The organism is Plantactinospora sp. CA-290183 (assembly GCF_050936375.1).
Lineage (GTDB): Bacteria > Actinomycetota > Actinomycetes > Mycobacteriales > Micromonosporaceae > Plantactinospora.
In genome coordinates this window covers 963,044-988,551 of record NZ_JBNJMX010000001.1, presented here as the reverse complement: position 1 = coordinate 988,551, position 25,508 = coordinate 963,044, and the positions used below count along the sequence as shown (strand labels likewise).

Genomic DNA, 25,508 nt, shown 5'->3' with positions numbered 1-25,508 from the left:
AGGACGGGCACACGGGCCCGAGACGTTGCAGAGACTAACGTCGGATCCGGTGGGCCGCCAACGACGGTACCCCGCGCCACGGCGATGCCAAAGCAACCACAAGCGGACCGGGCCGGCCGATCACGCGCCTCTGAGCAGGCGAAAGACTCTCGGATGGCGAGAACGGCACAGGCCGCGCCGGCGAATGCCGGCGCGGCCTGTGACTGGCCTGACGAACGTCAGCTCTTCATCAGCTCACGCGCGTTGCGCTCCAGGTCGTCCAGACCGCCGCACATGAAGAAGGCCTGCTCGGGGAAGTGGTCGAACTCGCCCTCGCTGATCTTCTTGAACGCCTCGACGGTGTCCTTGACCGGCACGTACGAACCCTTGATGCCGGTGAACGTCTCCGCGGCGTAGGTGTTCTGGGAGAGGAACCGCTCGATCCGGCGGGCCCGGCCGACGGTCAGCTTGTCCTCCTCCGAGAGCTCCTCGATACCGAGGATGGCGATGATGTCCTGCAGGTCCTTGTAGCGCTGCAGGATCCGCTTCACCTCGGAGGCGACCGCGAAGTGCTCGGCGCCGACGTACTCCGGCGCGAGGATCCGCGACGAGGACGCCAGCGGGTCCACCGCCGGGTAGATGCCCTTGTCGGAGATCGACCGCTCCAGGTTGGTGGTCGCGTCCAGGTGGGCGAACGTGGTGGCCGGGGCCGGGTCGGTGTAGTCGTCCGCGGGCACGTAGATCGCCTGCATCGAGGTGATCGCCTGCCCCCGCACCGACGTGATCCGCTCCTGGAGCTCACCCATCTCGTCGGCCAGGGTCGGCTGGTAACCCACCGCGCTCGGCATCCGGCCGAGCAGGGTGGAGACCTCCGAACCGGCCTGGGTGAACCGGAAGATGTTGTCGATGAAGAGCAGCACCTCCTGCTTCTGCACATCGCGGAAGTACTCCGCCATGGTCAGCGCGGAGAGCGCCACCCGCAGCCGGGTGCCCGGCGGCTCGTCCATCTGGCCGTAGACCAGCGCGGTCTTCTCGATCACGCCGGACTCGGTCATCTCGTGGATGAGGTCGTTGCCTTCGCGGGTCCGCTCGCCCACCCCGGCGAAGACCGAGGTGCCACCGAAGTTGTTGGCGACCCGGATGATCATCTCCTGGATGAGCACCGTCTTGCCCACGCCGGCACCGCCGAAGAGGCCGATCTTGCCGCCCTTGACGTACGGGGCGAGCAGGTCGAGCACCTTGATGCCGGTCTCCAGCATCTCGGTCTTCGGCTCCAGGTCCGCGAAGGCCGGGGCCTTGCGGTGGATCCCCCAGCGGTCCGAGACCTGGAGCTCCTCGCCCTCCTTGAGGTTGAGGCACTCGCCGATCGCGTTGAAGACGTGGCCCTTGGTGCCGTCGCCCACCGGCACCGTGATCGGCGAGCCGGTGTCGCGCACCTCGGTGCCGCGGACCAGACCGTCGGTCGGCTGCATCGAGATGGCCCGGACCATGTTGTCGCCCAGGTGCTGGGCGACCTCCAGGGTCAGGACCTTCTCGCCGCCGGAGAGCCGCACGTCGACGTGCAGGGCGTTGAAGATCTCGGGCATGGCGTCGCGCGGGAACTCGGCGTCGACGACCGGGCCGATGACCCGGACCACGCGGCCCGTCGCGGTCTTAACTGGAGCAGTCATCACACTTCACTTCCCGACGCGGCGAGCGCGTTCGCGCCGCCGACGATCTCACTGATCTCCTGGGTGATCCCGGCCTGACGGGCCGAGTTCATCTCGCGCGTGTACGTCTCGATCATCTCTTCGGCGTTGTCCGTCGCGCTCTTCATCGCCCGACGCCGGGCCGCCGACTCACTCGCCGCCGACTCGACCAACGCCGCGTAGATCCGGGTGTTGATGTACTTCGGCAGCAGCGCGTCGAGCAGCGCGTCCGCCTCCGGCTCGAACTCGTACGCCGGCAGCAGCCCCTCGGAGCGCGGCCGGTCCTCGACCTCCATCGGGCCGATGATCCGGGTCACCGGGGTCTGCGACATCAGCGACTTGAACTGCGTGTAGACGATGTGCAGTTCGTCGACGCCGAGCACGCCGTCAATCCCCGCGTCGCCGCCGTCCACGTCGTCCGCACCGGAGGTGAACGCCTTGATCAGCGTGTCACCGACCTGCTTGGCGTCGGCGAACGTCGGCTGCTCCGAGAAACCGGTCCAGCTCGCCTCGATCTTCCGCTGCCGGAACCGGTAGAAGGTCACGCCCTTGCGACCGATGACGTAGAGCACCGGCTCCTTGCCGTCGGCGCGCAGCCGGGCGACCAACGACTCCGCGGCCTTGATCGCGTTGGAGCTGTAACCGCCGGCCAGACCGCGGTCACTGGTGACCACCACCACGCCGGCCCGGCGGACCTTCGGCCGGGCGCTGAGCAGCGGGTGGTCGATGGCCGCGTTGGAGGCCAGCGCCGTGAGCACGCCGGTGATGGCCCGGGCGTACGGCAGCGACGCCTCGACCTTGGACTGGGCCTTGGCGAGTCGGCTCGTCGCGACGAGCTCCATCGCCTTGGTGATCTTCTTCATCGACTTCGCCGAGCGGATCCGTTGACGAAGAACGCGAACCTGGGCAGCCACCGGTCAGCCCTACTGCTTCTCGGCCGGGGCGGACTGGCCGCCGTCGCGGTACCGGGTGACCGTCTCGCGGTCCTGCTCGCCCTCCATCGGCGCGGCCGCCGCCTCGTTGACCCGCACCTCGTCCTCCTTGCCGAGGAACATCTGCTTAAACCGCGTGACGGCCTCGTCGAGGGCTCGGGTGATGTCGTCGTCCCAGTTGTTGTCCTGGATCGACTGCAACGTCGGCTTGTACTGGTGCCGCAGGAACTCCAGGAACTCCGACTCGAACCGGCGGACCTCGCCGATCGGGACGTCGTCCAGCTTGCCCTCGGTGCCGATCCAGACCGAGACGACCTGCTCCTGCACCGGCAGCGGCGAGTAGTTCGTCTGCTTCAGCAGCTCGACCAGCCGGGCGCCCCGGCTGAGCTGGTCCTGGGACGCCTTGTCCAGGTCCGAGGCCAGCGCGGCGAACGCCTCCATCTCGCGGTACTGGGCCAGGTCCAGACGGAGCCGGCCGGCCACCTTCCGCATCGGCTTCACCTGCGCGGCGCCACCGACCCGGGAGACCGAGGTACCGACGTTGATCGCCGGCCGGACACCCTGGTTGAACAGGTCCGTTTCCAGGAAGATCTGGCCGTCGGTGATGGAGATGACGTTCGTGGGGATGAACGCCGAGATGTCGTTGCCCTTGGTCTCGATGATCGGCAGACCGGTCATCGAGCCGCTGCCCATCTCGTCGGAGAGCTTCGCGCAGCGCTCCAGCAACCGGGAGTGCAGGTAGAAGACGTCACCCGGGTACGCCTCGCGGCCCGGCGGGCGGCGCAGCAGCAGCGACACCGCGCGGTACGCCTCGGCCTGCTTGGTCAGGTCGTCGAAGACGATCAGGACGTGCTTGCCGGCGTACATCCAGTGCTGGCCGATGGCCGAGCCGGCGTACGGGGCGATGTACTTGAAGCCGGCCGGGTCGGAGGCGGGCGAGGCGACGATGGTGGTGTACTCCATCGCGCCGTTCTCCTCCAGCAGGCCCTTGACCGAGGCGATCGTCGAGCCCTTCTGGCCGATCGCCACGTAGATGCAGCGGACCTGCTTGGCCGGGTCGCCCGAGCGCCAGTTGTCCCGCTGGTTGAGGATGGCGTCCAGCGCGACCGTGGTCTTGCCGGTCCGGCGGTCGCCGATGATCAGCTGACGCTGGCCCCGACCGATCGCGGTCATCGCGTCGATGGCCTTGATGCCGGTCTGCAGCGCCTCGCTGACGCTCTGCCGCGCCATCACGTTCGGCGCCTGGAGCTCCAGCTCGCGGTATCCCTCGTTGGGGAGGTCGCCGAGGGCGTCGATCGGGTTGCCGAGCGCGTCGACCACCCGGCCGAGGAACGCGTCACCGACCGGCACCGAGAGCACCCGGCCCGTCCGCTTGACGCGCTGTCCCTCTTCGATGCCGCCGTAGTCACCGAGCACCACGACGCCGATCTCCCGGACGTCGAGGTTCAGGGCGACGCCGAGGGTGCCGTCCTCGAACTCCAGCAACTCGTTGGTCATGGTCGAGGGCAGGCCCTCGACGTGGGCGATGCCGTCACCGGCGTCGGCGACGGTGCCGACCTCCTCACGGGAGACGTCGGGCGAATAGGAGGAGACGTAGCGCTCCAGAGCGCCGCGGATCTCCTCCGACGAGATGGTCAGCTCGGCCATCCTCTTCTTCCTCTATTCAGGGCCCGGTTAACCGGAACGGCATGGATTCTTGTCAGCGGTCGGCGCGCGCGTCGGGCTTGCTCAACGCTTCGCCAGCGCGTTACGGGTGTCGGCGAGGCGGCGCAGGATGGTGCCGTCGTAGAGATCGGAGCCGATCTGGACGCTCATCCCGCCGAGTACCGCCGGATCCACCGTCTGCTTGACGGTGACCTCTCGACCGTATATCTCGGTGAGCCGGCCGCCCAGCCGCCGCTCCTCCTCCTCGGCCAGCGGGGCCGCCACGGTGACGTACGCCACCTGACGGTCCCGGCGGTCGGCCGCGAGCTCCACCAGCCGGGTCAGCCCGCCGGAGAAGGAACGCCCACCGAACCCGGCGAGCGCCACCTCGACCAGCCGGACGGTGACCGGCCTGGCCTTGCCCTGCAACAGCACACCGGTCAACTCGGCCCGCTGCCTGACCGGGGCGATGGGATCGGAGAGCACGTTGCTCAGCTCCGGGTCGGCGGCGACGAGCTGACCGAAGCGGAACAGCTCGTCCTCCACCTCACCCAGGTCGCCGGCCCGGTCGGCGCTGGCCAGCAGCGCCTCCACCCCGAGCCGCTCGGTCGCCTCCAGCAGCTCGCCCGGCGCCGACCAACGGCCGGAGACCAGCACACCGAGCAGGTCGCCGGCGTCCGCGCCGATCTTGTCACCGAGCAGGCTGCGCAGCAGCGCGGCCCGGTCCTCACCGGCCCGCGCCGGGTCGGAGAGCGCCCGGCGCAGCCGCGGCTGGCGCCGCAGCAGGTCGGAGACCGAGACCAGCTCGTCACCGGTGGCGGCCACCCGGGTCGCGTCGGCGTCCCGGGCGTACGCGTCGAGACGCTGCCGCGCGGCGGCGTACGACTCCCGGCTGGCGGCCTGCATCAACTCGTCCTCACGGCGGAGCCGTTGGCCGAGCCGGTGCCGGCGCCCTCCAGGTCGGTCAGGAACCGCTCGACGGTGCCCTTGCGGCGGGCCTCGTCGACCAGCGACTCACCGACGATCCGGCTGGCCAGGTCGACCGCGATGGTGCCCACCTCGGTGCGCAGCTCGCGCACGATGGTGGCCCGTTCCGCGGCGAGCTGGTCCTTGCCGGCCTGGATGATCCGGTCCGACTCCTCCCGGGCCTTGGCCAGGACATCCGACCGGATGCCCTCGGCGTCGGCCCGCGCGTCGTCGCGGATCTTCGCCGCGTCGGTGCGCGCCTCGGCGAGCTGGGCGCGGTACTGCTCCAGGAGCTGGTTCGCCTCGGCCTGGGCGGCCTCGGCCCGCTTGATGCCGCCCTCGATCGCGTCGACCCGGGCCTGGAAGGTCTGCTCCATGCGGGGGAAGACGTACTTCATCAGCACGAAGCAGAGCAGCGCGAACGCGATCGTGCCGATCACGATCTCCTGCCAGATCGGCACGATCGGGTTGTGCTCAGTGCCACCTTCGGCGGCGTAGTAGAACATCAGAACCTCCCGTTCGGGGGGTGACGGCTTACGCGCCGCCGCTGAAGACGAAACCGAAGGCGATGCCCAGCAGGGCCAGCAGCTCGATGACGGCGAAGCCGATCCAGACGTACGGCAGGGTCATCCGGGACGACTCCGGCTGCCGGGCGGTGGAGTTGATGTAGGCGGCGAAGACCAGGCCGACACCGATGCCCGGGCCGATGGCCGCGAGGCCGTAGCCGATGGCGCTGAGGCTGCCCTCTACTGCGGCGATTTCCATGAGTTGGTTCCTCCTGATATCGCGCGTGACGGTTCACGCGGGACGACAACGGTTGTGCGGCTTGCGGGTCAGTGTTCGTCGGCGAGCGCGCCCTGCACGTAACTCGCGCTCAGCACGACGAAGATGTAGGCCTGCAGGACGATCACCAGCGCCTCGAGGAAGGTCAGCGCGATCGACGTGGCCCAGGACAGCACCGAGATGGGCCTCAGGAACAGCGACTCGGAATTCAGCAGCACGAAGCCGCCGAGGGTGAAGACCAGCAGGATGATGTGCCCGGCGAAGAGGTTGGCGAACAACCGCAGCGCCAGGGAGACCGGCCGGGCGACGAACGTCGAGAACAACTCGATCGGGATCAGCAGCGGCATCATGAACAACGGCGCCGGCGGCATCAGCGAGTGCTTGAAGAACTTGCCGAAGCCGTGGTGCCGGATGCCCACGTAGATGAACATCACGTAGCTGATGATCGCCAGGATCGCCGGGAAGGCGATGTGCGCCATCGGCGAGATCTGGATACCGGGAATGATCTGGAACAGGTTGTTCACGAAGATGAACATGAACAGCGTGGTGAGGTACGGCGCGAAGGCCACGCCCCGGTGCCCGATCATGTCCACCGCGATGTTGTTCCGGACGAAGCCGTAGATCGACTCGGCGATCCACTGCTTCTTCGTCGGAACCAGCTGCGGCTTCCGGTAGGTCAGCAGGAAGAAGATGATGGTCGCCGCGACGGCCACCCAGACCAGCGCGGTGAACTTGGTGAACCAGTACGAGTTGTGCGCACCCCACGGCACGATGCTCGGCAGGAAGAAATCCTCCACCGTAGGTGGAAACGGAACTTCGCCCTCTGCTGCGAGGACGACCGACTGTCCGATCACCGCGTCCCTTTCCTAGGTAGGCGTGCCGAGCCGACGGATGACCAGGTAGACGCCCCCGGCCCCGCCGAGCAGGACTCCGATGCCGGTCGCGACGCCACCGGTATCGAGCCACAGGTCGACCAACCAGCCGATGAAACCCCACACCGACAGACCTCCGATGAGGTATGCGAGCGCGGTCCAGCCCTCGCCGGCCTCGGGGGTGCCCGAGCCGCCTGCGGGTTGGGGGGTTTGGTCACCGGTCATGACGGCCGAACGATATCAGCCGGGGATACGAGGCTGTGCCTCACCCCCCGCACAACCTTGTTGTGTGGGCGTCTGGGCGGGCGCGTCGTCTTCAGGGCACGCTACTCCGGTTCGCGGCGCGAAAGAATGACCGATCACTGACAGTTTTCTGTGCCATCCCGCCCCGGCGGGGTATCGGACGCCCGGGCCGGTGGTCAGTCGGTGGCGGCGGCCCGGCGCATCCGGGCGAGGTGCACCCGGTTGAGCCACCAGATGTTCGCACCGGTCCAGGCGATCACCCCGGCGATAACCCCGAAGCCGAGAGCGGGCATCCCGGCCCAGTCCCGGGAGGCGACCCCGGCCATCACCACGCCGATGACGCTGAACTTGGCCACGTACATCGCCACCCCGAACGGAAGCACCAGGCTGGGATGGACCGAGTCGGCCCAGGCGATCACCAGGGTCGAGGAGAGGTAACTGAACGTCACCAGACCGACCCCCACGGCCGCACCGGTCGCCCCGGCGTCGCCGGCGAGGATCCCGCCGACGACGGTGGCGACGACGAGCAACGCCAGCGACGCCCCGAGCACGACCGGCAGGTGTCGCACCCGCCAGTACCTGTCCGCCGGCTCCGCCGGCCGGTCCGCGCCGTCCACCGGCCCGGTCGGCGGCTCCGCCCGCTCACCGGGGCGCTCCGCCAGCCCGGTGCCCGGACGCTCGGTCGGCTCAGCCACGGTGGTACGCCGGAAACGCGGTGACCAGCTCGGCGACGTCGGCGGCGAGCCCGGCCAGGTTGTCGGCACCGCCCGGCGCGGCCGGGTCGGTGCGGACGGCGCGGGCGATCAACGCCGCGATCCGGCGCATCTCCCCCTCGCGCATGCCCTGGGTGGTGACGCTCGGGGTGCCGACCCGGATACCGGAGGCGATCATCGGCTTGAGCGGGTCGTACGGGATGGCGTTCTTGTTCAGCGTGATCGCGGCGGCCTCGCAGCGGGCCTCGGCGTCCCGGCCGGTCACCCCGACCTCGCCCAGGTCGAGCAGGGCCAGGTGGGTGTCGGTGCCGCCGGAGACCGGCCGCATCCCCTCGGCGGCCAGTGCGGCGGCCAGCGCCCGCGCGTTGCTGATCACCTGAGCAGCGTACGCCCGGAAGTCCGGGGACGCCGCCTCGCGCAGTGCCACCGCCTTCGCCGCCACCGCGTGCATCAGCGGCCCGCCCTGGGTGAACGGGAAGACCGCCTTGTCGATCCGTGCGGCCAGCGACTCCCGGCAGAGGATCATGCCGCCGCGCGGACCGCGCAGCACCTTGTGGGTGGTCGCGCAGACCACGTCCGCGTACGGCACCGGCGAGGGGACCGCCTGCCCCGCGACCAGCCCGATGAAGTGCGCGGCGTCGACCATCAGGTACGCCTCGACCTCGTCGGCGATCTCCCGGAACAGGGCGAAGTCGATCAGCCGGGGGTAGGCGGTCGCGCCACAGATGATCATTTTGGGCCGGTGTGCCAGCGCCAGCTCACGGACCTCGTCGTAGTCGATCAGCTCGGTGTCCCGGCGCACCGCGTAGCCGACCGTGCCGAACCACTTGCCGGAGAAGTTGACCCGGCTGCCGTGGGTCAGGTGTCCCCCGTGCGGCAGGTCCATCGCCAGCACCGTGTCCCCGGGCTGCACCAGCGCGGCGTACGCGGCGAGGTTCGCGCTCGCCCCGGAGTGCGGCTGCAGGTTGGCGTGCTCGGCGCCGAACAGCTCCTTCGCCCGGTCGATGCCGATCTGCTCCGCCCGGTCCACCTGGCCGCAGCCGCCGTAGTACCGCCGGCCCGGATAGCCCTCGGCGTACTTGTTGGTCAGCGTCGAGCCGAGCGCGGCCAGTACCGCCGGCGAGGTCAGGTTCTCGCTGGCGATCAGCTGCAACCCGCACCGCAACCGGTCGAGCTCGCCCAGCACCACGGCCGCGATCTCCGGGTCGGTCGCGGTCAACTCGTCGAAGTCCGGCCCCCAGAACGGGGGCGCCCCGGCGTTCCGCTCAGCCATCCCGGCCGCCTCCTCGCCGCGCCCGCCGTCGAGCGCGTACCCGAGTCTATGGGTGGCGGCGCAGGCCCACCGGACGGAACGCCGCCGCCGGACGGCCCGTCCTCACCCGGCCGCCGCCGGCGGCCGGGGTGGCGCGACGGGCGGCCGGGACGGCGCGACGGGCGGCCGCGGCGGGGTGACGGGCGGCCGCGGTACGGCGGTCGGCGGGGCGGTCGGCGGCGGGGCGGGCCCGGTGGGCCACGGCGCCGGGCCACCCGCCGGTCCGGGCCGGCCCGGCTCGACCGGCCCACCGCCGAGGGCGAGCTGCGCCGCGGGCGGGGTGAAGTTGCGGCGCGGCTTGCCGGCCATCGCGGCGACCATGGTGCGGGCGACCGCCTCGATCACCTTCCGCTGGACCGCCGCGCCGACCAGGTCGCTCGGGTCGTCCGGGTTCGCGGCGATGCCCGCCGCCGCGACCTGCGGGGTGAAACCGACGAATGTCTCGGTGGCGTTCCGCTCGGAACTGCCCGTCTTGCCCGCCACCTGCTGGGCGCCGAGGATCCGGGTCACCTCGGGCGCGGTCCCGCCGTCACACCGCCGGTACACCGACTGGTTGCCCACCGGGCACCGGGCCGCGTCGGTGGCCGCCCGGGCCACCTCAGCCGTGATCACCCGCCCGCACCTCGGGTTGGCCGCCGGCAGCGCCCGGCCGACGGTGTCGACGATCCGGAGCACCGGCAGCGGCTTGCAGTGGATCCCCTCGGCACCCAGCGTCGCGTACGCGTTGGCCAGGTCCAGCGGGGTGGTGGCGGCGACGCCCAGGGTGAACGCCCCCCAGCCGGCCGCACCGTACGTCGCCAGCCGGGCGTCCCCCTCGGCCCGGAACACGATGCCCAGCCGCTCCGCCATCCGGACCGCCCGGTCGGCGCCGACCCGCTGCTCCAGCGCGACGAAGTACGTGTTGACGGAGCGACCGAAGCCGTTCCACATCGTGCGGTAGCCGTTCATCCACTGCGGGGACGCGTTGGCCGGACACCAGTAGCCGCCGCAACTGTTCGGCCCGCTGACCGGATAGCGGGTGAGCAGCCGGGACGGCGCCGTGTAGCCGGAACTGAGCGGCATCCCCGCCTCCAGCGCGGCCAGCAGGGTGAACATCTTGAAGGTCGACCCCGCCTGATAGCCGTCGATGTCCCCACCGCCGGCGATCAACTGGTTCACCGTGTTCGGACGGTTCCGCTGGCCGCGCGGGTTGGCCTCCAGGCTGTACCGGCGGTTCACCGACATCGCCAGGACCCGGCCGGTGCCCGGCTGCACCACCGCCATCGGCGCGGCCCGGCGGTCGCTGTAGCCGTACACCCGCAGGGTCTGGCGCAGCGCGACGGACTGGAGCGCCGGGTCCAGGGAGGTGATGATCCGGTAGCCGCCCCGCCGCAGGTTCTGCCGCCGCTCGGTCACCGAGGCGCCGAACGCCGGCTGCGCGTTCCACCACTGCTGGAAGTAGTCGCAGAAGAAACCCCAGTCGACGTGGGCCTCGGGGATGCCGGCGCAGTCGTTCGGCTCGGCCCGGGGCCGCAGCCGCAGCGGCTCCTCCTGCGCCCGCAGCGCCTGCTCCTCGGGGAGTACGCCCATCCCGACCATCTGCCGCAGCACGTACCCGCGCCGGACCAGTGCCGCCTCGGCATCCCCGCCGATCGGGCTGTCGGTCTCCGGGGCGCGGACCAGGGCCGCCAGCAGGGCCGCCTCGGCCAGGTTCAGTTGAGCAGCGGACTTGGAGAAGTAGCGCTGGCTGGCCGCGGCGATGCCGTACGCCCCGGCGCCGAAGTAGGCGATGTTCAGGTACCGGCTGAGGATCTCGTCCTTGGCCAACCGGCGCTCCAGCGCCAGCGCGTACCGCATCTCCTGGATCTTGCGCCCGGCGTTGGGCGCGGTGGCCTGCTCGCGCTCCCGCTCGGTCAGGTTCGGGTCGTTCTTCAACACGTTCCGGACGTACTGCATGGTCAGCGTCGAGGCCCCCTGGAGTACGCCGCCGCCGACCCGGTTGGCGACGAACGCCCGGAGCACACCGCGCAGGTCCACCCCGCCGTGGTCGTAGAACCGGACGTCCTCGGCCGCGACCATGGCCTGCCGCATGATCGGGGCCACCTGGGCCAGTGACACGTTCGTCCGGTTCTCGTCGTAGAACGAGGTGATCCGCGTCCGCCCGTCGTTGGCGTAGAGGTAGGAGCGCTGGGCGATCGGCGGGGTGCGCAGGTCCCGGGGCAGGTCCTCGTAGCGGGCCCCGACGGACCTCAGCGCCACCGCACCCAGCACGGAGACCGGCAGCGCCGCGGCGGCCAGCAGGGTGCCGCAGAGCACCCCGGCCAGCACCAGGGTCCAGAGCTGGTTCAGCCGCAGCCGGAGCATGCCACCTCCCGGGCGGGACACGGGCGCGGGCTTTGCGGACAGCCGGACCCGCCCGCGCCGATCGGACCAGTCAAGACTGACGGTGATTTCCCGGCCACGCTGGCACTTCCGGCAATCCGGGTCGAATTAGCGATGCCGAAGGAGCGGCCGGGGCGAAGCGGACAGCCGCCGGGGGGTGCGGTGGACGGTTGCCCCGTGGGCCGGGGCCAGGTCAGCCGGGGATCAGGGCAGCAGGACGGCCGCGAGCGGCCGTACCGCCTCCTCGATCTCGTCGGCCACTCGGCTGAAGCACTGGTCTCCCCGGCCCCACGGGTCGTCGAGATCGTCACCGGGCAGCACCGACGCGCCCCGCCGGGCCTCCTGCACCGCGGCGACCAGGGCGACCCCGCGGGCGTACAGCCCCTCCGGGGTGTCGTCGGCCGGCGGCAGCGCGGCGGCGTCCACCGTGCCGAGCAGCCGGCCGAACTCACCCAGCACGAACGTGCGCCCGGCCGCGTCCGGCCGCAGCGCCACCACGTACTCCTGCTGGTCGGCCGTGGCGGTCAGCACCAGGTCGGCCGCGTCGATGTGCTCGGAACGCAGCTTGCGGGCGCCGAAGTTCTCCACGTCCCCGCCCCGGGAGCGGACCTGCCGGGCGGCCGGCGGGTTCATCTCCTCGCCGGCGTGCCACCCGCCGGTGCCGGCGCTGTGGCTGTGCAGGAGCTGGTCCGCCGTACCGGGCTCGACCGCCCCGCCCGACCGGCGGGCGAGCCGCTCCCGCACCGCGAGGGTGAGCAGCCGCTCGGCCATCGGGGACCGGCAGATGTTGCCCATGCAGACGTGCAGGACGGTGAACGGCGGCACTCAGGACACCTGGCCCTGGAGGTCCGGCACCACGTCGCGCAGCTTCTCCAGCGGGATGGCGCCCTGGCGCAGCACCCGGGGCACCTCGCCGGTCACGTCGACGATGGTGCTCGGCACCGGTTCGGGACACGGTCCCGCCTCCAGGTAGGCCCGGACCGCGTACCCGAGTTGGTCCCGCGCCTCCTCGGCGGTGACCGCGGGCGGCTGGCCGGTCTTGTTGGCCGACGAGACGGCCATCGGCCCGGTCTCGCGCAGCACCTCCAGGGCGACCGGGTGCAGCGGCATCCGCACCGCCACGGTGCCGTTGGTCTCGCCGATGTCCCACTGCAGGCTCGGCGAGTGCTCCACCACGATGGTCAACGCGCCCGGCCAGAACGCGTCGGCCAGGTCCCGCGCCGCGCTCGGCAGCATGAAGACCAGCCCGTCGAGGGTGTGCCGGGACCCGACCAGGACCGGCGGCGGGTGCTGCCGGCCCCGCCCCTTCGCGGTCAGCAGCGCCTGGACCGCGTACGGGGTGAAGGCGTCAGCGCCGACGCCGTAGACCGTGTCGGTGGGCAGCACGACGAGTTCGCCGTTCTTGACCGCCTCGATGGCCGCGGCGATGCCTCGGTCACGGTCGGCCAGCGACCGGCAGTCGTAGAGCATCACGAGGAGTCAGTCTGCCACGCCGCGCCGCCCACCCTCCCCGGGGTGGCGCGGCGTGTAAGGAAGGGCCCCCCGTTATCGCTTTTTGTATAGGAAGGGCCCCCTCCTAACCGCTCAGCCCGCCCGGGTGGCGGTGGCGAACCGGGGACGGTCCAGCAGATCCGGATGCGCGGCGATGTCGACGAACCGGCCGTCGGCGCGCAGCAGGGCCGGAACCGCCGCCCCGTGCGTGTCGTCGTGCTCGATGCCGAGCACTCCGCCGGGGCGCAGCAGCCGGGCCGCCCGCGCGACCACGAGCCGGATCACCGCAAGGCCGTCCGGGCCGCCGAAGACCGCCTCCGCCGGGTCGTGCTCCGCCACCTCCGGGGGTACGGCGGTGCCGTCCGGCACGTACGGCGGGTTGCAGAGCAGCACGTCCACCCGGCCGGCGAGCGCGTCGAGCAGCCCCGGGTCGGCCACGTCCGCGGCCACCACCTCGACGGAAGCGGCCCGCTGCCCGGCGTCGCGCTGGTGCTCGGCGTTGCGGCGCAGCCAGGTCAGTGCCGCCGCCGACCGCTCCACCGCGAACACCCGGGCCCCGGGGACCTCGTCGGCGACCGCCAACGCGATCGCCCCCGTGCCGCTGCACAGGTCCACCACGACCGCCCCGCCCTCCGGAGCCAGCCGCCGGGCCGCCTCGATGCCCCAGCCGGCGAGCAGTTCCGTCTCCGGCCGGGGGACGAAGACCCCCGGACCGACGGCCAGTTCCAGGTAGCGGAACGGCGCCGTACCGAGGAGATGCTGCAACGGCTCGTGCCGGATCCGCCGCTGCACGAGCTCGCGGAGCCGGTCGAGCTGCGCGGCACTGAGCGGTCCGCCCAGCGCCAGCGCGCCGCGCGGCACGTCCAGGACGTACGCCACCAGCCACTCCGCCTCGACGCGCGCCGGAGCGATGCCCGCGCTGGCCAGCGCCGACGCCGCCGCCGCGACCGCGACCGACGGCCGTACCGGTGCTGACCCTTCGGCGGGGTGTCCCAGAAAACCTGCCACGACATAATCATGAAACGTCGGCCGGGAATCATCCCCACGCGGGTGCGTTTCCCTGTCGGACCCACGCCGGTACTCCAGCGGTCGACGGCCGGCACCGCGTGGTCCGGTGGGGTGACGGGGTCTGTTGACGGACCGTTGGAGGTTGTGCGTGAGTTGGCTCGACCGGGTCCGCGACCAGGCCGAGGAGTTGATGCACGCCCGGAACCTGATGGAGAGCAGCCGGTCCGCCGAGGCGTGTCTGATCTTCGAGCGGGTGCTCGGTGCCACCGACGACCCGTACACCCGGGCCGAGGCGCTGCTGCAACGGCTCTCCGCGATCCTCAACCTCGGCCGCACGGCGGAGTACACCGGCGCGGTGGAGCAGGCCTTCGACGCGGCCCGCGACCTGGCCGAACCGTACCTGCACGGGCACCTGCACGCCCTCGCCGCGCTGGCCGCGCACAACCAGGGCGCGCTGGACCGCTGCGTCAGCCACCTGGTGCACGGGGCCCGCGCGCTCGGCTCGGTGCACGAACCCGACCGGCAGACGGCGTGGGGCTGGCACGACCTGGCGATGGCCTACTCCTACCTGAGTTTCCACGGCTACGCGCTCGGCGCCATCGAACGGGCCCGCAACGTGGGGATCTCCGCCGGGATCCCGGAGGAGACGTTCGCCGCGCCGGGGATCCGGCTGCGCAACGCGGTCGCACTGGACCACCACGGCGACAGCGACGGTTGCCTGCGGGTACTCCGGGACATCGGCAGCGACCTGGCGCGCTTCGTCTCGGCCGGCACCGCCGCCCGGTTGCGGCCGAGCAGCCGGGCCGCCTACGGGTACGCGTTGGCCCGGCTCGCCGCCCTCGGCGGCCCGGCGGTGGACCTGCGGACCTGGCCGGTGCTCGACCCGGTGTCCCCGGCGCCCGACCCGGACGGCGCAGAACCCGACCAGCGGCCGGCCCGCCCCGTGCCGGGGCCCGCCGAACTCGACCACCAGCGGGCGGAGCTGGACCGGCGTACGGAACTCGACGACCGGCGCACCGAACTCGACCCCGAGCGGTTGCTCGGCCACGGTGGCGACAGCGCGCGGGCCCGGGACATGCGGCAGCTGGGGGCGGTGTGCCTGGCCATCGCCGCCGGCCGGCCGATCGAGGCCATCACCCGGCTGGACACGGTGAGCGTCTCGGCGGAGACGCTCGGGGCCGCCGAGCACGCCCGGCTGTGCAGCCTGGCGTACGGCCGCGCCGGTGACCACGCCGCCGCGCACCGGGCCGACCGGTACGCCTTCCGGCTGGCCGCCCAGCGCAACGACCGGCTCCGCGACGTCTACGTGGACGGCGTCGCCGCCCGGATCGACCACGAGGAGATGCGCCGCGAGGCGGCCCGGTACGAGGGCGAGGCGCTGACCGACCCGCTGACCGGGCTGCCCAACCGGCGTCGGCTCGAACGCTACGTGGCGGCGATGGTGGCCCGGGGCGAGCGGGCCACCATCGGCGTCTGTGACCTGGACGGATTCAAGGCGGTGAACACCGCGCACGGCCACCACTCGGGCGACCTGGTGCTGCAACGGATCGCCGGGGTGATCAACAGGGTGATGCGCCGCGGCGACTTCGTGGCCCGGTACGGCGGGGACGAGTTCGTCGTGGTGCTGCCCGGCGCCGGCATGGCCGAGGCCGCCGAGGTGGCCCGTCGGATCAGCACCGCCGTCCGGGGCGAGGACTGGGAGTCGCTGGTGCCCGGCACGCCGGTCGGGGTCAGCGTGGGCTTCGCCGAGGTGAGCGGCGCGGGTGCCGGTCTGCGCGACGCGCTCGGCACCGCGTTCGAGGTGGCCGACCGGGAGATGCTGCGGGCCAAGGCGCGCGCCCGGGTGGCCTCCTGAGGCTGACCGACCCCACCAGGCCCGCGGGCCCGGCAGGTCGGCTACCGGCGGCTCAGCTCGGTCTCGCCGGCGAGCCGGGCCGTCCGGTCCGCCTCGGTCAGCGCGCCGAGCACGCCGTCCAGCTCGCCGGCCAGCACCAGGTCGAGGTTGTACGCGGTGTAGCCGATCCGGTGGTCGGTGATCCGGTTCTGCGGGAAGTTGTACGTGCGGATCCGCTCGGAACGGTCCACGGTGCGCACCTGGGAGCGCCGGGCGTCCGACGCCGCCGCGTCCGCCTGCTCCTGGGCGGAGGCGAGCAGCCGGGCCCGCAGGATCCGCATGGCCTGCTCCCGGTTCTGCAACTGGCTCTTCTCGTTCTGGCAGGAGACGACGATCCCGGTCGGCAGGTGGGTGATCCGTACCGCCGAGTCGGTGGTGTTGACCGACTGGCCGCCGGGCCCGGACGAGCGGAAGACGTCGATCCGCAGCTCGTTCGGGTCGATGGTGACGTCGACCTCCTCCGCCTCCGGCAGCACGAGGACGCCGGCGGCGCTGGTGTGGATCCGGCCCTGCGACTCGGTCACCGGGACCCGCTGCACGCGGTGGACCCCGCCCTCCCACTTCAGCCGCGACCAGACCCCGTTGCCGCCCTCCGGCACACCCCGGGCCTTGACGGCCAGCGAGACGTCCTTCACGCCGCCCAGGTCGGAGTCCTGCGCGTCCAGCACCTCGGTCGCCCAGCCGTGCCGCTCGGCGTACCGCACGTACATCCGGAGCAGGTCACCGGCGAAGAGCGCGGACTCCTCGCCGCCCTCCCCCGCCTTGATCTCCAGGATCACGTCCTTGGCGTCGTGCGGGTCGCGCGGGATCAGCAGCTCGGCCAGCCGCCCCTCCAGGTCGGGCAGCGTCGTCGCGATCGACTCCGCCTCGGCGGCGAACGACGGCTCCTCGGCGGCCAGCTCGCGGGCCGCGGTCAGGTCGGCACGGGCCTGCTCCAGCTCGCCGGCGGCCTTGTACAGCGGGGTCAGCTCGGCGAACCGCCGGCCCACCCGGCGGGCGGTGGCCTGGTCGGCGTGGATCGCCGGATCGGCGAGGCGTTGCTCCAGCTCCGCGTACTCCGCGAGGAGGCTGGCCAGTCGCTCGCCGCTCATGCTCGTGCTCCTTCTGCTCGTGTCGCCGACTGCGCGTGTTCCCACCGGCGCCGGCGCTCGACGGCACCCGGCGTACGAAACACGGCGCCCGCCTCCGGCTTCACCAGCCGGAGACGGGCGCCGTCAGAGCAGCTACTTGGCCTTCTTGGCCTGAACCTTGGCGTACTTCTGCTGGAACTTCGCGACCCGGCCGGCGGTGTCGAGCACGCGCTGCTTACCGGTGTAGAACGGGTGGCAGGCGCTGCAGGTCTCGACGTGGATCGAGCCGCCCTTGGCGGTGCTGCGGGTCGTGAACGTGTTACCGCACGAGCAGGTGACCTCGGTGGTGACGTACTCGGGGTGGATCTTGGGCTTCATGTCGCCGCGGTCCTTTCATCGATGGTCGCCGGGTCGCCCTGCACCGCCGCCACCTGCGGCGACGTGCGTCGCCGAGGATGACGGACACGGGCGTGAACCGGAACCGGTGGCCGACTGACCAGTGTGCCATGGGCTTCCGCCGGCCCGAAATCGGGCTGCACTCCAGGTCCGTGACGGTTAACGTCGGATCCCCTCCTGGCATTCCCCCTCCGCGTTCCCCCCTCGGCCCGCCGACACACCCCCGCGCCGGCCGCCGCCGGACGTCCATCGCGCCAGAATTACCGGACAAACGGCACAAACACCCTCCCCGGCCGGTGCGACCGACGACCCGGCTGTGAAGATCGAACAGGCGTACCGTGAGATTGTGGCCGCGCCGCCCCCCGGGGTGGACCCGGCGCCGCCGTGGCAGCGGGTCCGGCCGGCGGCGGAGCACGACCCGCACCGCCTGGAGTGATCCCGATGAGACTGATCGTCACCCGAGGGCTGCCGGCCTCCGGGAAGACCACCTTCGCCCGCAAGCTGCAACCGGGCGTCGTCCGGGTCAACCGCGACGACCTGCGCCGGATGTTGCACGGGGAGCGGCTCTTCACGCAGTGGGCCGAGGGCCAGGTGACCGCCGTGCAGCGGGCGCAGGTCGAGGCGCTGCTGCGGGTCCGGGCCGACGTCTGCGTCGACGACACCAACCTGCGGTCCCGGACGGTACGGGACTGGGCGCGGCTCGCCGCCCGCTTCGGCGCGACCTTCGAGGTGCACGACTTCACCGACGTACCGGTGGACGAGTGTGTCCGGCGGGACGCGGAGCGCCCGGAGCCGGACCGGGTGGGCGAGGAGGCGATCCGGCGCCTGCACGAGCGGTACCTGGCCGGCCGGAGCCTGCCGCTGCCCGTACCGACCGTCGAGCCGGGCGGGCCGGCCGCCGTACACACCCCGTCGCCGGAGCGCCCGGAGATCGTGCTGGTGGACATCGACGGCACCGTCGCGCTGATGGCCGGGCGCAGCCCGTACGACATGAGCCGGGTCGGCGAGGACCGGCCGAACGAGGCGGTCATCGCGGCGGTCCGGGCCATGCACGCCGCCGGGTACGGCGTCGTCTACTGCTCCGGGCGGGACGCCTCCTGCCGGGCCACCACCGAGAGGTGGCTGGACCGGCACGTCGACGTCCCCTACCTGGCCCTGCACATGCGGGCGGTGGGCGACACCCGGCGCGACTCGATCGTCAAGCGCGAGATCTACGACCGGGAGATCCGGGACCGCTTCCGGGTGGTCGGCGTCTTCGACGACCGCATGCAGGTGGTCAGGATGTGGCGCGAACTCGGCCTCACCGTCTTCCAGGTCGCCGAGGGCGACTTCTGACCCCCGCCCCCGCGCCGCCCCGCGCCGCCCCGGCGCGGCCCGCCCCGGCATGATCGCGGTGATCAGGGAGTGGTGACCCCGACACGCCGACGACACGCGGGAACTACTCCCTGATCACGGCGATCTTGGTTTCGGTGTGGGTGCCGTTGACCGTGACGGCGAGGCGGACGGACCCGGGGCGCAGGGGGGTGAGTCGGGTGGTCGCGGGGTCGAACCAGGCGGCGTGCCACGGCCGCAGCCCGTACCGCGCGCCGATGTGCAGGTTCGGCGACCCGCTCCAGTCGGCGCTGAGCGGGGCGGCCACCGGGACCTGCCGCCCGCCGGGCTGGGTCACCGTCGCCGTCACCGGCACCGGGGCGCCGAGCCGTACCGTCGGCGGGGCGGCCAGCGCCACCGCGTCCACGTGGGCCCGGGTCTGCGCGCTCACCCAGCGCGGGCCGGGCACCAACGGATCCCGCCGGGCCGCGTCGGCCTCGGCCCGACTCACCGGGTCGACGCCGAACATCGTCCAGCCGGTGAAGCCGCCCAGGTGGGGCGCGGTCGACGGGTTCTTGCCGGCGTTGCCGTTGATCACGTACGGCACGCCGTCGACCCGGTCCGCGTGGAACGTGCCGACGTGCGAGCCGACGAAGAGCGTCCCCTTGCCGGTGTCCTGCTGGAAGTCGGCCAGCCACCGTTCGAGCAGCGCCGCCTCCTTGCGGTCGACGAGCTGGCTCGCCTTCGCCGGGGTCGGATCCCGCAGCGGGTGGTGTTCCAGCACCACCACCGAACCGACCCGGGGATCGGCGGCGGCGCCGTCCAGCGCCGCGCGCAGGGCCCGGACCTGCGCAAGGCCGCCGCCGCGCAGGCTGCCGGTGGAGGTGTCCAGGGTGACGAACCGGGTGGCGGTGCCACCGGGCGCCGGCCGGTGGTCGAAGACCCGCGAGGTCTCCCCGAAGACCGCCCGGAAGTTGTCGATCGGGGCACCCATGATCTCGTGGTTGCCCGGCACGTACACGTACGGCACCTCGCCGGCCAGCTCCTCGTCGAGGATCCGCCTGGCCAGCGCGAAGTCGGCCGGGTAGGCGGTGTCCACGAAGTCCCCGTTGACCACCAGGAAGTCCGGCCGCGCGGCCCTGACCTCCCGGAGCGTACGGCGGGCCTGGGCGACCAGGTCGCTGTCCGGGTCCGCCGCGACGAACTGGGCGTCGGAGAGCACCGCGAACCGCCAGGGCGCCCGGTCGAGGGTGCCGTCGGTCAGCACCACCCGGTCGGTGCGGGGCGGCTCGACCGGCGGGGTCACCTCCGGCGGCACCTTCGCGACGATGTCGTCGATCACGATCTCCCCGGCGTACGACGCCGAGGCGTCGGTCTCCGCCACGTAGAAGCGCCGGATCCGCACCGGGTACACCACCCCGGCCGGCACCGCCAGCTCGACGTACCGCCAGCCGGTCCAGTCCAGGTACGGGCCGCGCAGCACGTGCTGCTGGTCCAGCGCGTCGTGCAGGTGCAGGCTCGGCCACTCGCCGTTGCCGCCGCCGTTTATCCACATCCCGAACGCCTGCGGCTGGCCGGGCACCTCGATCCAGGCCGGCGGGTCGGCGTACCCGGCCCGGGTGCCGGTCGACTGGCCGAAGTCGTACGACATCCGCAGGCCGGACCCGGTCCGGCCCGGCGCCGGTGCGACCGATCCGGTGGCCCGGGCGGCGCTGAACCGCCAGGCCGGCGCGTCGTCGAACATCGCCACCGGCACGTCGGTGAGCCCGACGGTCACCGGTACCACGGTGCTGGCGTCGCCGACCCGCACGGTGACCAGGCCGGCACCGCTGCCGACCCGGGCCCGCACCGAGAGGGTGCCGTCCCCGGCGGGGGTGACCTCCAGCAGGTCGCGGTCGTAGTCCAGGCGCACGTCGGCGGGTTCGATCGGCGCGGTGTTCCCCTCGGCGTCGTAGCCGACCACGCCGAACGTGCCAGTCGCGTCCGCGCCGGCCAGCCCGACCTTGTCCACGGTGCCGTCGATCCGGGCCAGCGGGCCGAGCACGGTCAGCGCCAGCTCGCCTGCGGCCCGGCCCCGGAAGGCGGTGACGGTGACCTCGCCCGGCTGCCGGGCCCGGAACGTCCCGGCGGAGTCGACGCCGCCCCGGCTCGCCGGGCTGGTCCGCCAGGCGGGTCCGCCGGCGGCCGGGCCGTAGGTCTCGTCGTAGCCGGCCGCGGCCAGCCGCCGGGTCAGGCCGGGGAAGACCCGCTCCGGGCGTCCGCCGCGCACCGGACCGACTCCCGGTGCGGTCACCGGGTCGAGCACGGTCTTCACCCAGTACGCGGTCAGCCGGCCGCTGCCCCGCGGGGCGAAGAGCGCGAGCCCGTTCGGCACCGGACGCTCCGCTCCGTCTGAGGGGCTGTTCTCCACCCGTACCGCCGGCTGGCCGGGCTCCCGGGCGAGCAGGGTGGCGGAGCCGCCGCCGTCGAGGTTGAGCGCGTGGTGCGCGCCGAGTTCGGCCATCATCCGGCCGAGTTCGGTCAGCGTCACCCCCCGGCTGTCCGTCTGCCGTCCGTCGACGGTGAGCAGGACCATCTTCCGGCCGTCGGCGGAGAACCCGACCGCGGTACGCGGCTCGGAGTTGACGTCGCCGATGTCCTGGGCCACGCCGTCGCGGACCAGCACCCGGTTGCCGCCCACCGCGGCGTGCAGGACGCTTCCGTCGGAGGGCTTCGGGGCGTACGCGAGGTCGACCGGGTCGCCCGGGCGCAGTGCGGCGAGCGCGACGGCCCCGGCGTCCCGGCCGAGCAGGACGCTGCTGCCGGCCGGCACCGGTCCGCCGCCGGCGACCTCGGCCACCGTGGCGACGCGACCGCCGACCAGGGTCACCTCGGTGATCCGGGTGGCGCCCTCGACGGCCCGGCCGCGCGGGTACGACCCCCAGAGCGAGGTGAAGACGCCGATGCCGTCCGGGGCGACCATGTTGTTGAACTGGGTCAGCCTGACCGGCCCGGTCGGCAGGGTGGCGGTGCCGTCGAAGTGCACCTGGATCACCCGGCCGACCCCGTCGGCGGTCACCCCGGCCGCCTCCTCGTGCCCGGCCACCGGGGACTGGATCAACCGTCCACCCTGGATGCCGACGCCCTGCGCGGCGCCGGAGTTGTTGATGTCGAAGAAGTCCCCGTTGACGGCGGCCACCGCACCGGCCCGGTCGACGGCCCGGCGCAGCGGTTCGGTCCGGGCCACCTCGCCGGAGTTGACGTAGTCGACGGTCAGCCCGCCGGAGAGGTCGGCGGTGAGCGCGTCCGCCCGGAGCCAGCCGTTGGCGTCGTACCGGTCGTAGGAGGTCAGGTCGAGCCCGGGTGCCACGGGCCGGGTCCGGGTCTCGGTCTCGATCCCGTCGGCCGGTTCGACGGCGACCGGCGCGGACGAGGCGGTGCCCGCGGACGAGGCGGGCGGGGCCTCGTCGACGGCGGTGCCGCCCGGCCCGGGACGCAGCGGCGCGGCGGTGAGCGGCGCGGCGCGGACCCCGGCGGACGGCCCGGCTCCGGCGGGGACCGGGCCGACGATCGTGAGGGCGGGCGCCAGGAGCAGCAGACCGGCGAGGCGGGCGGATCGGCGGCGGGTGCGCATGTCCGGTAGTCAACCGGACCTCGTATAGAAGTTTCAATACCTGATGGCTGAACCGAAGGAAAACTACGCACGCGTGCCGCGACCGCCGGGTGGCGGTCGCGGCAGGCTCCGTGCCGGCGCGACGCTACGCGCTCAGCTGGCGCAGATGCCGTACCCGGTGAGGGTCCACGAGTTCGGCGGGCCGGCACCGTCCTCGTTTGCCCAGGCGGAGGTGTCCTCCAGGGTGCTGACGTTCACTCCGGAGAGCAGCACCTGCCCGTTGCCGGCGTTGATGTCGGCGCCCGTACCGTAGAGCGCCTTGCCCGCCGGGCACGACTGCATCAGTGCGGCCTCCCCCTCCTCGTCCGGCCCGGCCGGGAACGAGATCCGCTCCAGACCGGCCGGTTGGGTGGCGCAGACCGCGAACGTCGTCACGCTCCAGCCCGCCGGAACGTCGGCGCCCGGGATCGGGACGCCCCGCGCCCGCACCGTGCGCAGGTCGGCCGAGGGCTGGACCTGGTCCAGCACCACGTTGCCGGCACCGCCGTTGACCCGTGCCCCGGTACCGATCACCCGCTTCGTGCCGCAGCTGGCCGTGACGTACTCCGTCTCCGCCGCACCGGTGACCGAGACGATCTGCCAGCCCGCCGGCGCCGGCGCGCAGACGGCCTGGCCGGTGAGCTTCCAGGTGCCCAGGAAGTTGTCGTCACCGGCCTCCCGCATGGTGGCGAAGAACCCGCTGCCGCCGGCCAGCGGTTCGAGCCGGTCGAGGGCGACCTGCCCCAGGGCGGCCGGGGAGGCGGTGAGGTAGCCACCTCCACCGGTCACCACCTTCCCGGCCGGGCAGGACACGCTCACCGACTTGTCCGCACTTGTCGCACCGGTCGTGAAGCCGACCTTCTCCAGGCCGACCGGATCGGCCGCGGCCGGCGCCACCGGACCGAGCGCCGCCGCCGTGACCACGGCGACGAACCCACCGACGAACACTGAACCGTTTCGTACGGAGCCGTTCATGGTTCCTCCCTCTCCCGCCCCGACCAGGTGTGCCGGGGTTCTGCGGGTGCCGGTGGCGGCGCCCGCGCAGCTACCGATCGGCGTGACCGGCTTCACCGGCCGGGAGGGGCCGATCCGGCAACTCGACGCGCTCCTCGGGGACCCGGCCGGACCGGGCCCGACCCGGGCGGTGGTGATCTCCGCGATCGGCGGCACCGCCGGGGTGGGCAAGACCGCCCTCGCGGTGCACTGGTCCCACCGCGTCGCGCACCGCTTTCCGGACGGACAGCTCTACGTCGACCTGCGCGGCTTCGACCTCGACGGGCGGGCGCTGTCACCGAGCGAGGCGCTGCGGGACTTCCTGGACAGCCTGCACGTCCCATCGCACCGGGTGCCCGCCGAACTGTCCCGGCAGGCCGCCCTCTACCGCAGCCTCCTGGCCGGCCGGCGCATGCTGGTGCTGCTGGACAACGCCCGCGACGCCGAGCAGGTCCGGGCACTGCTGCCCGGCTCGCCCGGTTGCCTGGTCGTGGTGACCAGCCGCAACGAACTCACCCCGCTGGTGGTCAGCGAGGGCGCCCGACCGCTCACCCTGGACCTGCTCACCCCCGGCGAGGCCCGGCGGATGTTGGACCATCGGATCGGCGCCGCCCGGGTGGCGGCCGAGCCGGACGCGGTGGCCGAGATGATCCGCCGCTGCGCGCGGCTGCCCCTGGCCCTCGCCATCGCGGGCGCGCGGGCCGCCACCCGTCCGGACTTTCCCCTCGGCGCGCTCGCCGCCGAACTCCGGGACGCCCACGGTGACCTGGCGGCGTTCCAGCTCGGGGATCCCGGCACCGACGTACGCGTCGTCTTCTCGTGGTCCTACCGGACCCTGGACCCCGGGCAGGCGCGGCTGTTCCGGCTGCTCGGGCTGCACCCGGGGCCGGACGTCGACCCGGTCGCGGCGGCCAGCCTGGCCGGCCTGCCAGCCGATCGGATCCGGCCGCTGCTGGCCGGGCTGACCCGCGCCCACCTGCTCACCGAACACGCGCCCGGGCGCTACAGCCTGCACGACCTGTTGCGCGCCTACGCCGCCGACCTGTGCCGGGGACGGGACACCGAGGCGGACCGCGCCGAGGCACGCCACCGGCTCCTGGACCACTACGTGCAGTCCGCCCGGGCCGCCGACGAACTGCTCGATCCGCACCGGCTGGCCCCACCCGTACCGGTGACGGGGCCGCGCGCGCGGGTGACCGTGCAGCCACCCACCGACCACGCCGGGGCGATGGCCTGGTTCGCCGCGGAGCACCGGGTGCTGCTCGCCGCGGTCGCCCAGGCCGCGGCCACCGGTTTCGACGGTCACGCCTGGCGGCTGGCCGGACTGCTCACCACCTACCTCGACCGGCAGGGGCACTGGGACGACCTGGCCGGGGTCCAGCGGGTCGCGCTGGCGGCGGCGCGGCGCGGCGCCGACCGGCTGGGCCAGGCCCAGGCACACCGGGGTCTGGCCATCGTGCACACCTGGCTGGGCCGGTACGACGAGGCGCACCGCCACTACCGGGACAACCTCGACCTGTACCGGGAGCTGGGCGACGAGATCGGTCAGGCGCAGACCCACGTCGGCATCAGCTGGGTGCTCGCCCGGCAGTGCCGGCGCCGGGCGGCGCTGGCGCACGCCGAACAGGCTCTGCTGCTCTACCAGGCGGCCGGCTCCACGGTGGGGCAGGCGAAGACGCTGAACAACATCGGTTGGCTGCACGCGCGCCTCGGCGACCAGCACCGGGCGGTGAGCTGTTGCCACCAGGCCCTCGACCTGCACGCCGGCAACGGCGACCGGCACGGCGCCGCGCTCACCTGGGACAGTCTCGGCTACGCCCACCACCTGCTCGGCCAGCAGCAGCGGGCGATCGAGTGCTACCACCGGGCCCTGGACCTGCACCGGGCCCTCGGCGACCGCTACGACGAGGCCGAGGTCCTGGCGAACCTCGGCGACACGCACCTGGCGGCGGGCGACCGGACGGCCGCCCGGACGGCGTGGCGGCAGGCCCTAGCCGTCTATGACGAGCTCGGCCATCCGGATGCCGACCAGCTGCGCGGCAAGCTGGCCGGGAATCCGTACCCCGACGCCCGGCCCGCGGCCCGGCCCGCCGGGGACGGGGAACGGACCGCCACCGCCACCACCTGATCCGGACCGGGCACAGCCGGCGCGACGCCGGACGCACGCGGGGCCCGGCCGAGATCGGCCGGGCCCCGCGTGGCATCACCTCGAACTGACCCC

20 protein-coding genes and 1 pseudogene are annotated in these 25,508 nt (G+C 72.8%); 3 read left to right on the top strand and 18 right to left on the bottom strand.

Going from position 1 to position 25,508, the window contains the following annotated elements:
• Nucleotides 1–218: 218 nt before the first annotated feature.
• From atpD to prmC, 14 genes are all read right to left on the bottom strand, one after another.
• Nucleotides 219–1,649: a F0F1 ATP synthase subunit beta gene (gene atpD / locus ACQEUR_RS04660; protein WP_433025657.1), complete on the bottom strand. Its 1,431-nt coding sequence runs from the start codon at nucleotides 1,647–1,649 to the stop codon at nucleotides 219–221.
• Nucleotides 1,649–2,581: a F0F1 ATP synthase subunit gamma gene (locus ACQEUR_RS04655; protein WP_433025654.1), complete on the bottom strand. Its 933-nt coding sequence runs from the start codon at nucleotides 2,579–2,581 to the stop codon at nucleotides 1,649–1,651. The genes atpD and ACQEUR_RS04655 overlap by 1 nt, the downstream gene beginning before the upstream one ends.
• Before the next feature lie 9 nt (nucleotides 2,582–2,590).
• Nucleotides 2,591–4,246, bottom strand: a complete 1,656-nt coding sequence (gene atpA, locus ACQEUR_RS04650) for a F0F1 ATP synthase subunit alpha (protein ID WP_433025651.1) — start codon at nucleotides 4,244–4,246, stop codon at nucleotides 2,591–2,593.
• Between the two features lie 81 nt (nucleotides 4,247–4,327).
• Entirely contained in the window at nucleotides 4,328–5,149 is an 822-nt protein-coding gene (locus ACQEUR_RS04645) for a F0F1 ATP synthase subunit delta (RefSeq protein ID WP_433025648.1), read from the bottom strand.
• A complete protein-coding gene (locus ACQEUR_RS04640; RefSeq protein WP_433025645.1) occupies nucleotides 5,149–5,715 on the bottom strand; it encodes a F0F1 ATP synthase subunit B in 567 nt (188 codons plus the stop codon). Before ACQEUR_RS04640 ends, ACQEUR_RS04645 begins: the two co-directional genes overlap by 1 nt.
• Nucleotides 5,716–5,743: 28 nt before the next feature.
• Complete coding sequence (locus ACQEUR_RS04635; RefSeq protein ID WP_433025642.1) at nucleotides 5,744–5,974, bottom strand: F0F1 ATP synthase subunit C; 231 nt, start codon at nucleotides 5,972–5,974, stop codon at nucleotides 5,744–5,746.
• Nucleotides 5,975–6,042: 68 nt separating this feature from the next.
• Nucleotides 6,043–6,846, bottom strand: a complete 804-nt coding sequence (atpB, locus tag ACQEUR_RS04630) for a F0F1 ATP synthase subunit A (RefSeq protein WP_433025639.1) — start codon at nucleotides 6,844–6,846, stop codon at nucleotides 6,043–6,045.
• A 12-nt stretch (nucleotides 6,847–6,858) separates the two neighbouring features.
• Nucleotides 6,859–7,089 carry an AtpZ/AtpI family protein gene (locus ACQEUR_RS04625; RefSeq protein ID WP_433025636.1) on the bottom strand — a complete coding sequence of 77 codons (231 nt, stop codon included), beginning with the start codon at nucleotides 7,087–7,089 and terminating at the stop codon, nucleotides 6,859–6,861.
• 194 nt (nucleotides 7,090–7,283) lie between these two features.
• Complete coding sequence (locus tag ACQEUR_RS04620; protein WP_433025633.1) at nucleotides 7,284–7,802, bottom strand: hypothetical protein; 519 nt, start codon at nucleotides 7,800–7,802, stop codon at nucleotides 7,284–7,286.
• Complete coding sequence (gene glyA, locus ACQEUR_RS04615; RefSeq protein ID WP_433025630.1) at nucleotides 7,795–9,093, bottom strand: serine hydroxymethyltransferase; 1,299 nt, start codon at nucleotides 9,091–9,093, stop codon at nucleotides 7,795–7,797. Before glyA ends, ACQEUR_RS04620 begins: the two co-directional genes overlap by 8 nt.
• A 102-nt stretch (nucleotides 9,094–9,195) precedes the next feature.
• Nucleotides 9,196–11,475: a transglycosylase domain-containing protein gene (locus tag ACQEUR_RS04610; RefSeq protein ID WP_433025627.1), complete on the bottom strand. Its 2,280-nt coding sequence runs from the start codon at nucleotides 11,473–11,475 to the stop codon at nucleotides 9,196–9,198.
• 222 nt (nucleotides 11,476–11,697) lie between these two features.
• Nucleotides 11,698–12,318, bottom strand: coding sequence for a phosphotyrosine protein phosphatase (locus ACQEUR_RS04605; RefSeq protein ID WP_433025624.1), 621 nt, complete (start codon nucleotides 12,316–12,318; stop codon nucleotides 11,698–11,700).
• Complete coding sequence (locus ACQEUR_RS04600; protein ID WP_433025978.1) at nucleotides 12,319–12,963, bottom strand: L-threonylcarbamoyladenylate synthase; 645 nt, start codon at nucleotides 12,961–12,963, stop codon at nucleotides 12,319–12,321.
• Between the two features lie 114 nt (nucleotides 12,964–13,077).
• On the bottom strand, nucleotides 13,078–14,328 hold the full coding sequence (prmC, locus tag ACQEUR_RS04595; protein WP_433025621.1) for a peptide chain release factor N(5)-glutamine methyltransferase: 1,251 nt from the start codon (nucleotides 14,326–14,328) through the stop codon (nucleotides 13,078–13,080).
• A 688-nt stretch (nucleotides 14,329–15,016) separates the two neighbouring features.
• Here prmC and ACQEUR_RS04590 point away from each other — a divergent pair.
• A pseudogene (locus tag ACQEUR_RS04590) lies at nucleotides 15,017–15,847 on the top strand (GGDEF domain-containing protein); the annotation flags it as partial.
• A gap of 41 nt (nucleotides 15,848–15,888) precedes the next feature.
• On the opposite strand, the gene prfA reads toward ACQEUR_RS04590, so the two are convergent.
• Both prfA and rpmE read right to left on the bottom strand, forming a co-directional pair.
• The gene (prfA, locus tag ACQEUR_RS04585) at nucleotides 15,889–16,977 is read right to left on the bottom strand and encodes a peptide chain release factor 1 (RefSeq protein ID WP_433025619.1); all 1,089 of its coding nucleotides are present in this window, start codon (nucleotides 16,975–16,977) and stop codon (nucleotides 15,889–15,891) included.
• 132 nt (nucleotides 16,978–17,109) lie between these two features.
• On the bottom strand, nucleotides 17,110–17,334 hold the full coding sequence (gene rpmE, locus ACQEUR_RS04580; RefSeq protein ID WP_433025616.1) for a 50S ribosomal protein L31: 225 nt from the start codon (nucleotides 17,332–17,334) through the stop codon (nucleotides 17,110–17,112).
• Nucleotides 17,335–17,793: 459 nt separating this feature from the next.
• On the opposite strand from rpmE, the gene ACQEUR_RS04575 reads away from it, so the two are divergent.
• Nucleotides 17,794–18,687, top strand: a complete 894-nt coding sequence (locus ACQEUR_RS04575) for an AAA family ATPase (RefSeq protein ID WP_433025613.1) — start codon at nucleotides 17,794–17,796, stop codon at nucleotides 18,685–18,687.
• 103 nt (nucleotides 18,688–18,790) lie between these two features.
• On the opposite strand, the gene ACQEUR_RS04570 is transcribed toward ACQEUR_RS04575, so the two are convergent.
• Together ACQEUR_RS04570 and ACQEUR_RS04565 are read right to left on the bottom strand one after the other, a co-directional pair.
• Entirely contained in the window at nucleotides 18,791–22,276 is a 3,486-nt protein-coding gene (locus ACQEUR_RS04570) for a phosphodiester glycosidase family protein (protein WP_433025610.1), read from the bottom strand.
• Between the two features lie 132 nt (nucleotides 22,277–22,408).
• Nucleotides 22,409–23,242: a hypothetical protein gene (locus ACQEUR_RS04565; protein WP_433025607.1), complete on the bottom strand. Its 834-nt coding sequence runs from the start codon at nucleotides 23,240–23,242 to the stop codon at nucleotides 22,409–22,411.
• 25 nt (nucleotides 23,243–23,267) lie between these two features.
• On the opposite strand from ACQEUR_RS04565, the gene ACQEUR_RS04560 reads away from it, so the two are divergent.
• Nucleotides 23,268–25,415 (top strand): ATP-binding protein, encoded by a 2,148-nt coding sequence (locus tag ACQEUR_RS04560; RefSeq protein ID WP_433025604.1) that lies wholly within the window; start codon nucleotides 23,268–23,270, stop codon nucleotides 25,413–25,415.
• The last annotated feature ends 93 nt before the right edge of the window (nucleotides 25,416–25,508 follow it).

Coding starts and splice junctions, on each gene's coding strand:
- ACQEUR_RS04645 (WP_433025648.1), bottom strand. CDS start 5,149: ATGCAGGCCGCCAGCCGGGAGTCGTACGCCGCCGCGCGGCAGCGTCTC.
- ACQEUR_RS04575 (WP_433025613.1), top strand. CDS start 17,794: ATGAGACTGATCGTCACCCGAGGGCTGCCGGCCTCCGGGAAGACCACC.
- ACQEUR_RS04625 (WP_433025636.1), bottom strand. CDS start 7,089: ATGACCGGTGACCAAACCCCCCAACCCGCAGGCGGCTCGGGCACCCCC.
- rpmE (WP_433025616.1), bottom strand. CDS start 17,334: ATGAAGCCCAAGATCCACCCCGAGTACGTCACCACCGAGGTCACCTGC.
- ACQEUR_RS04635 (WP_433025642.1), bottom strand. CDS start 5,974: ATGGAAATCGCCGCAGTAGAGGGCAGCCTCAGCGCCATCGGCTACGGC.
- ACQEUR_RS04560 (WP_433025604.1), top strand. CDS start 23,268: ATGGTTCCTCCCTCTCCCGCCCCGACCAGGTGTGCCGGGGTTCTGCGG.
- ACQEUR_RS04570 (WP_433025610.1), bottom strand. CDS start 22,276: ATGCGCACCCGCCGCCGATCCGCCCGCCTCGCCGGTCTGCTGCTCCTG.
- ACQEUR_RS04640 (WP_433025645.1), bottom strand. CDS start 5,715: ATGTTCTACTACGCCGCCGAAGGTGGCACTGAGCACAACCCGATCGTG.
- atpA (WP_433025651.1), bottom strand. CDS start 4,246: ATGGCCGAGCTGACCATCTCGTCGGAGGAGATCCGCGGCGCTCTGGAG.
- ACQEUR_RS04610 (WP_433025627.1), bottom strand. CDS start 11,475: ATGCTCCGGCTGCGGCTGAACCAGCTCTGGACCCTGGTGCTGGCCGGG.
- atpD (WP_433025657.1), bottom strand. CDS start 1,649: ATGACTGCTCCAGTTAAGACCGCGACGGGCCGCGTGGTCCGGGTCATC.
- ACQEUR_RS04600 (WP_433025978.1), bottom strand. CDS start 12,963: ATGCTCTACGACTGCCGGTCGCTGGCCGACCGTGACCGAGGCATCGCC.
- prfA (WP_433025619.1), bottom strand. CDS start 16,977: ATGAGCGGCGAGCGACTGGCCAGCCTCCTCGCGGAGTACGCGGAGCTG.
- glyA (WP_433025630.1), bottom strand. CDS start 9,093: ATGGCTGAGCGGAACGCCGGGGCGCCCCCGTTCTGGGGGCCGGACTTC.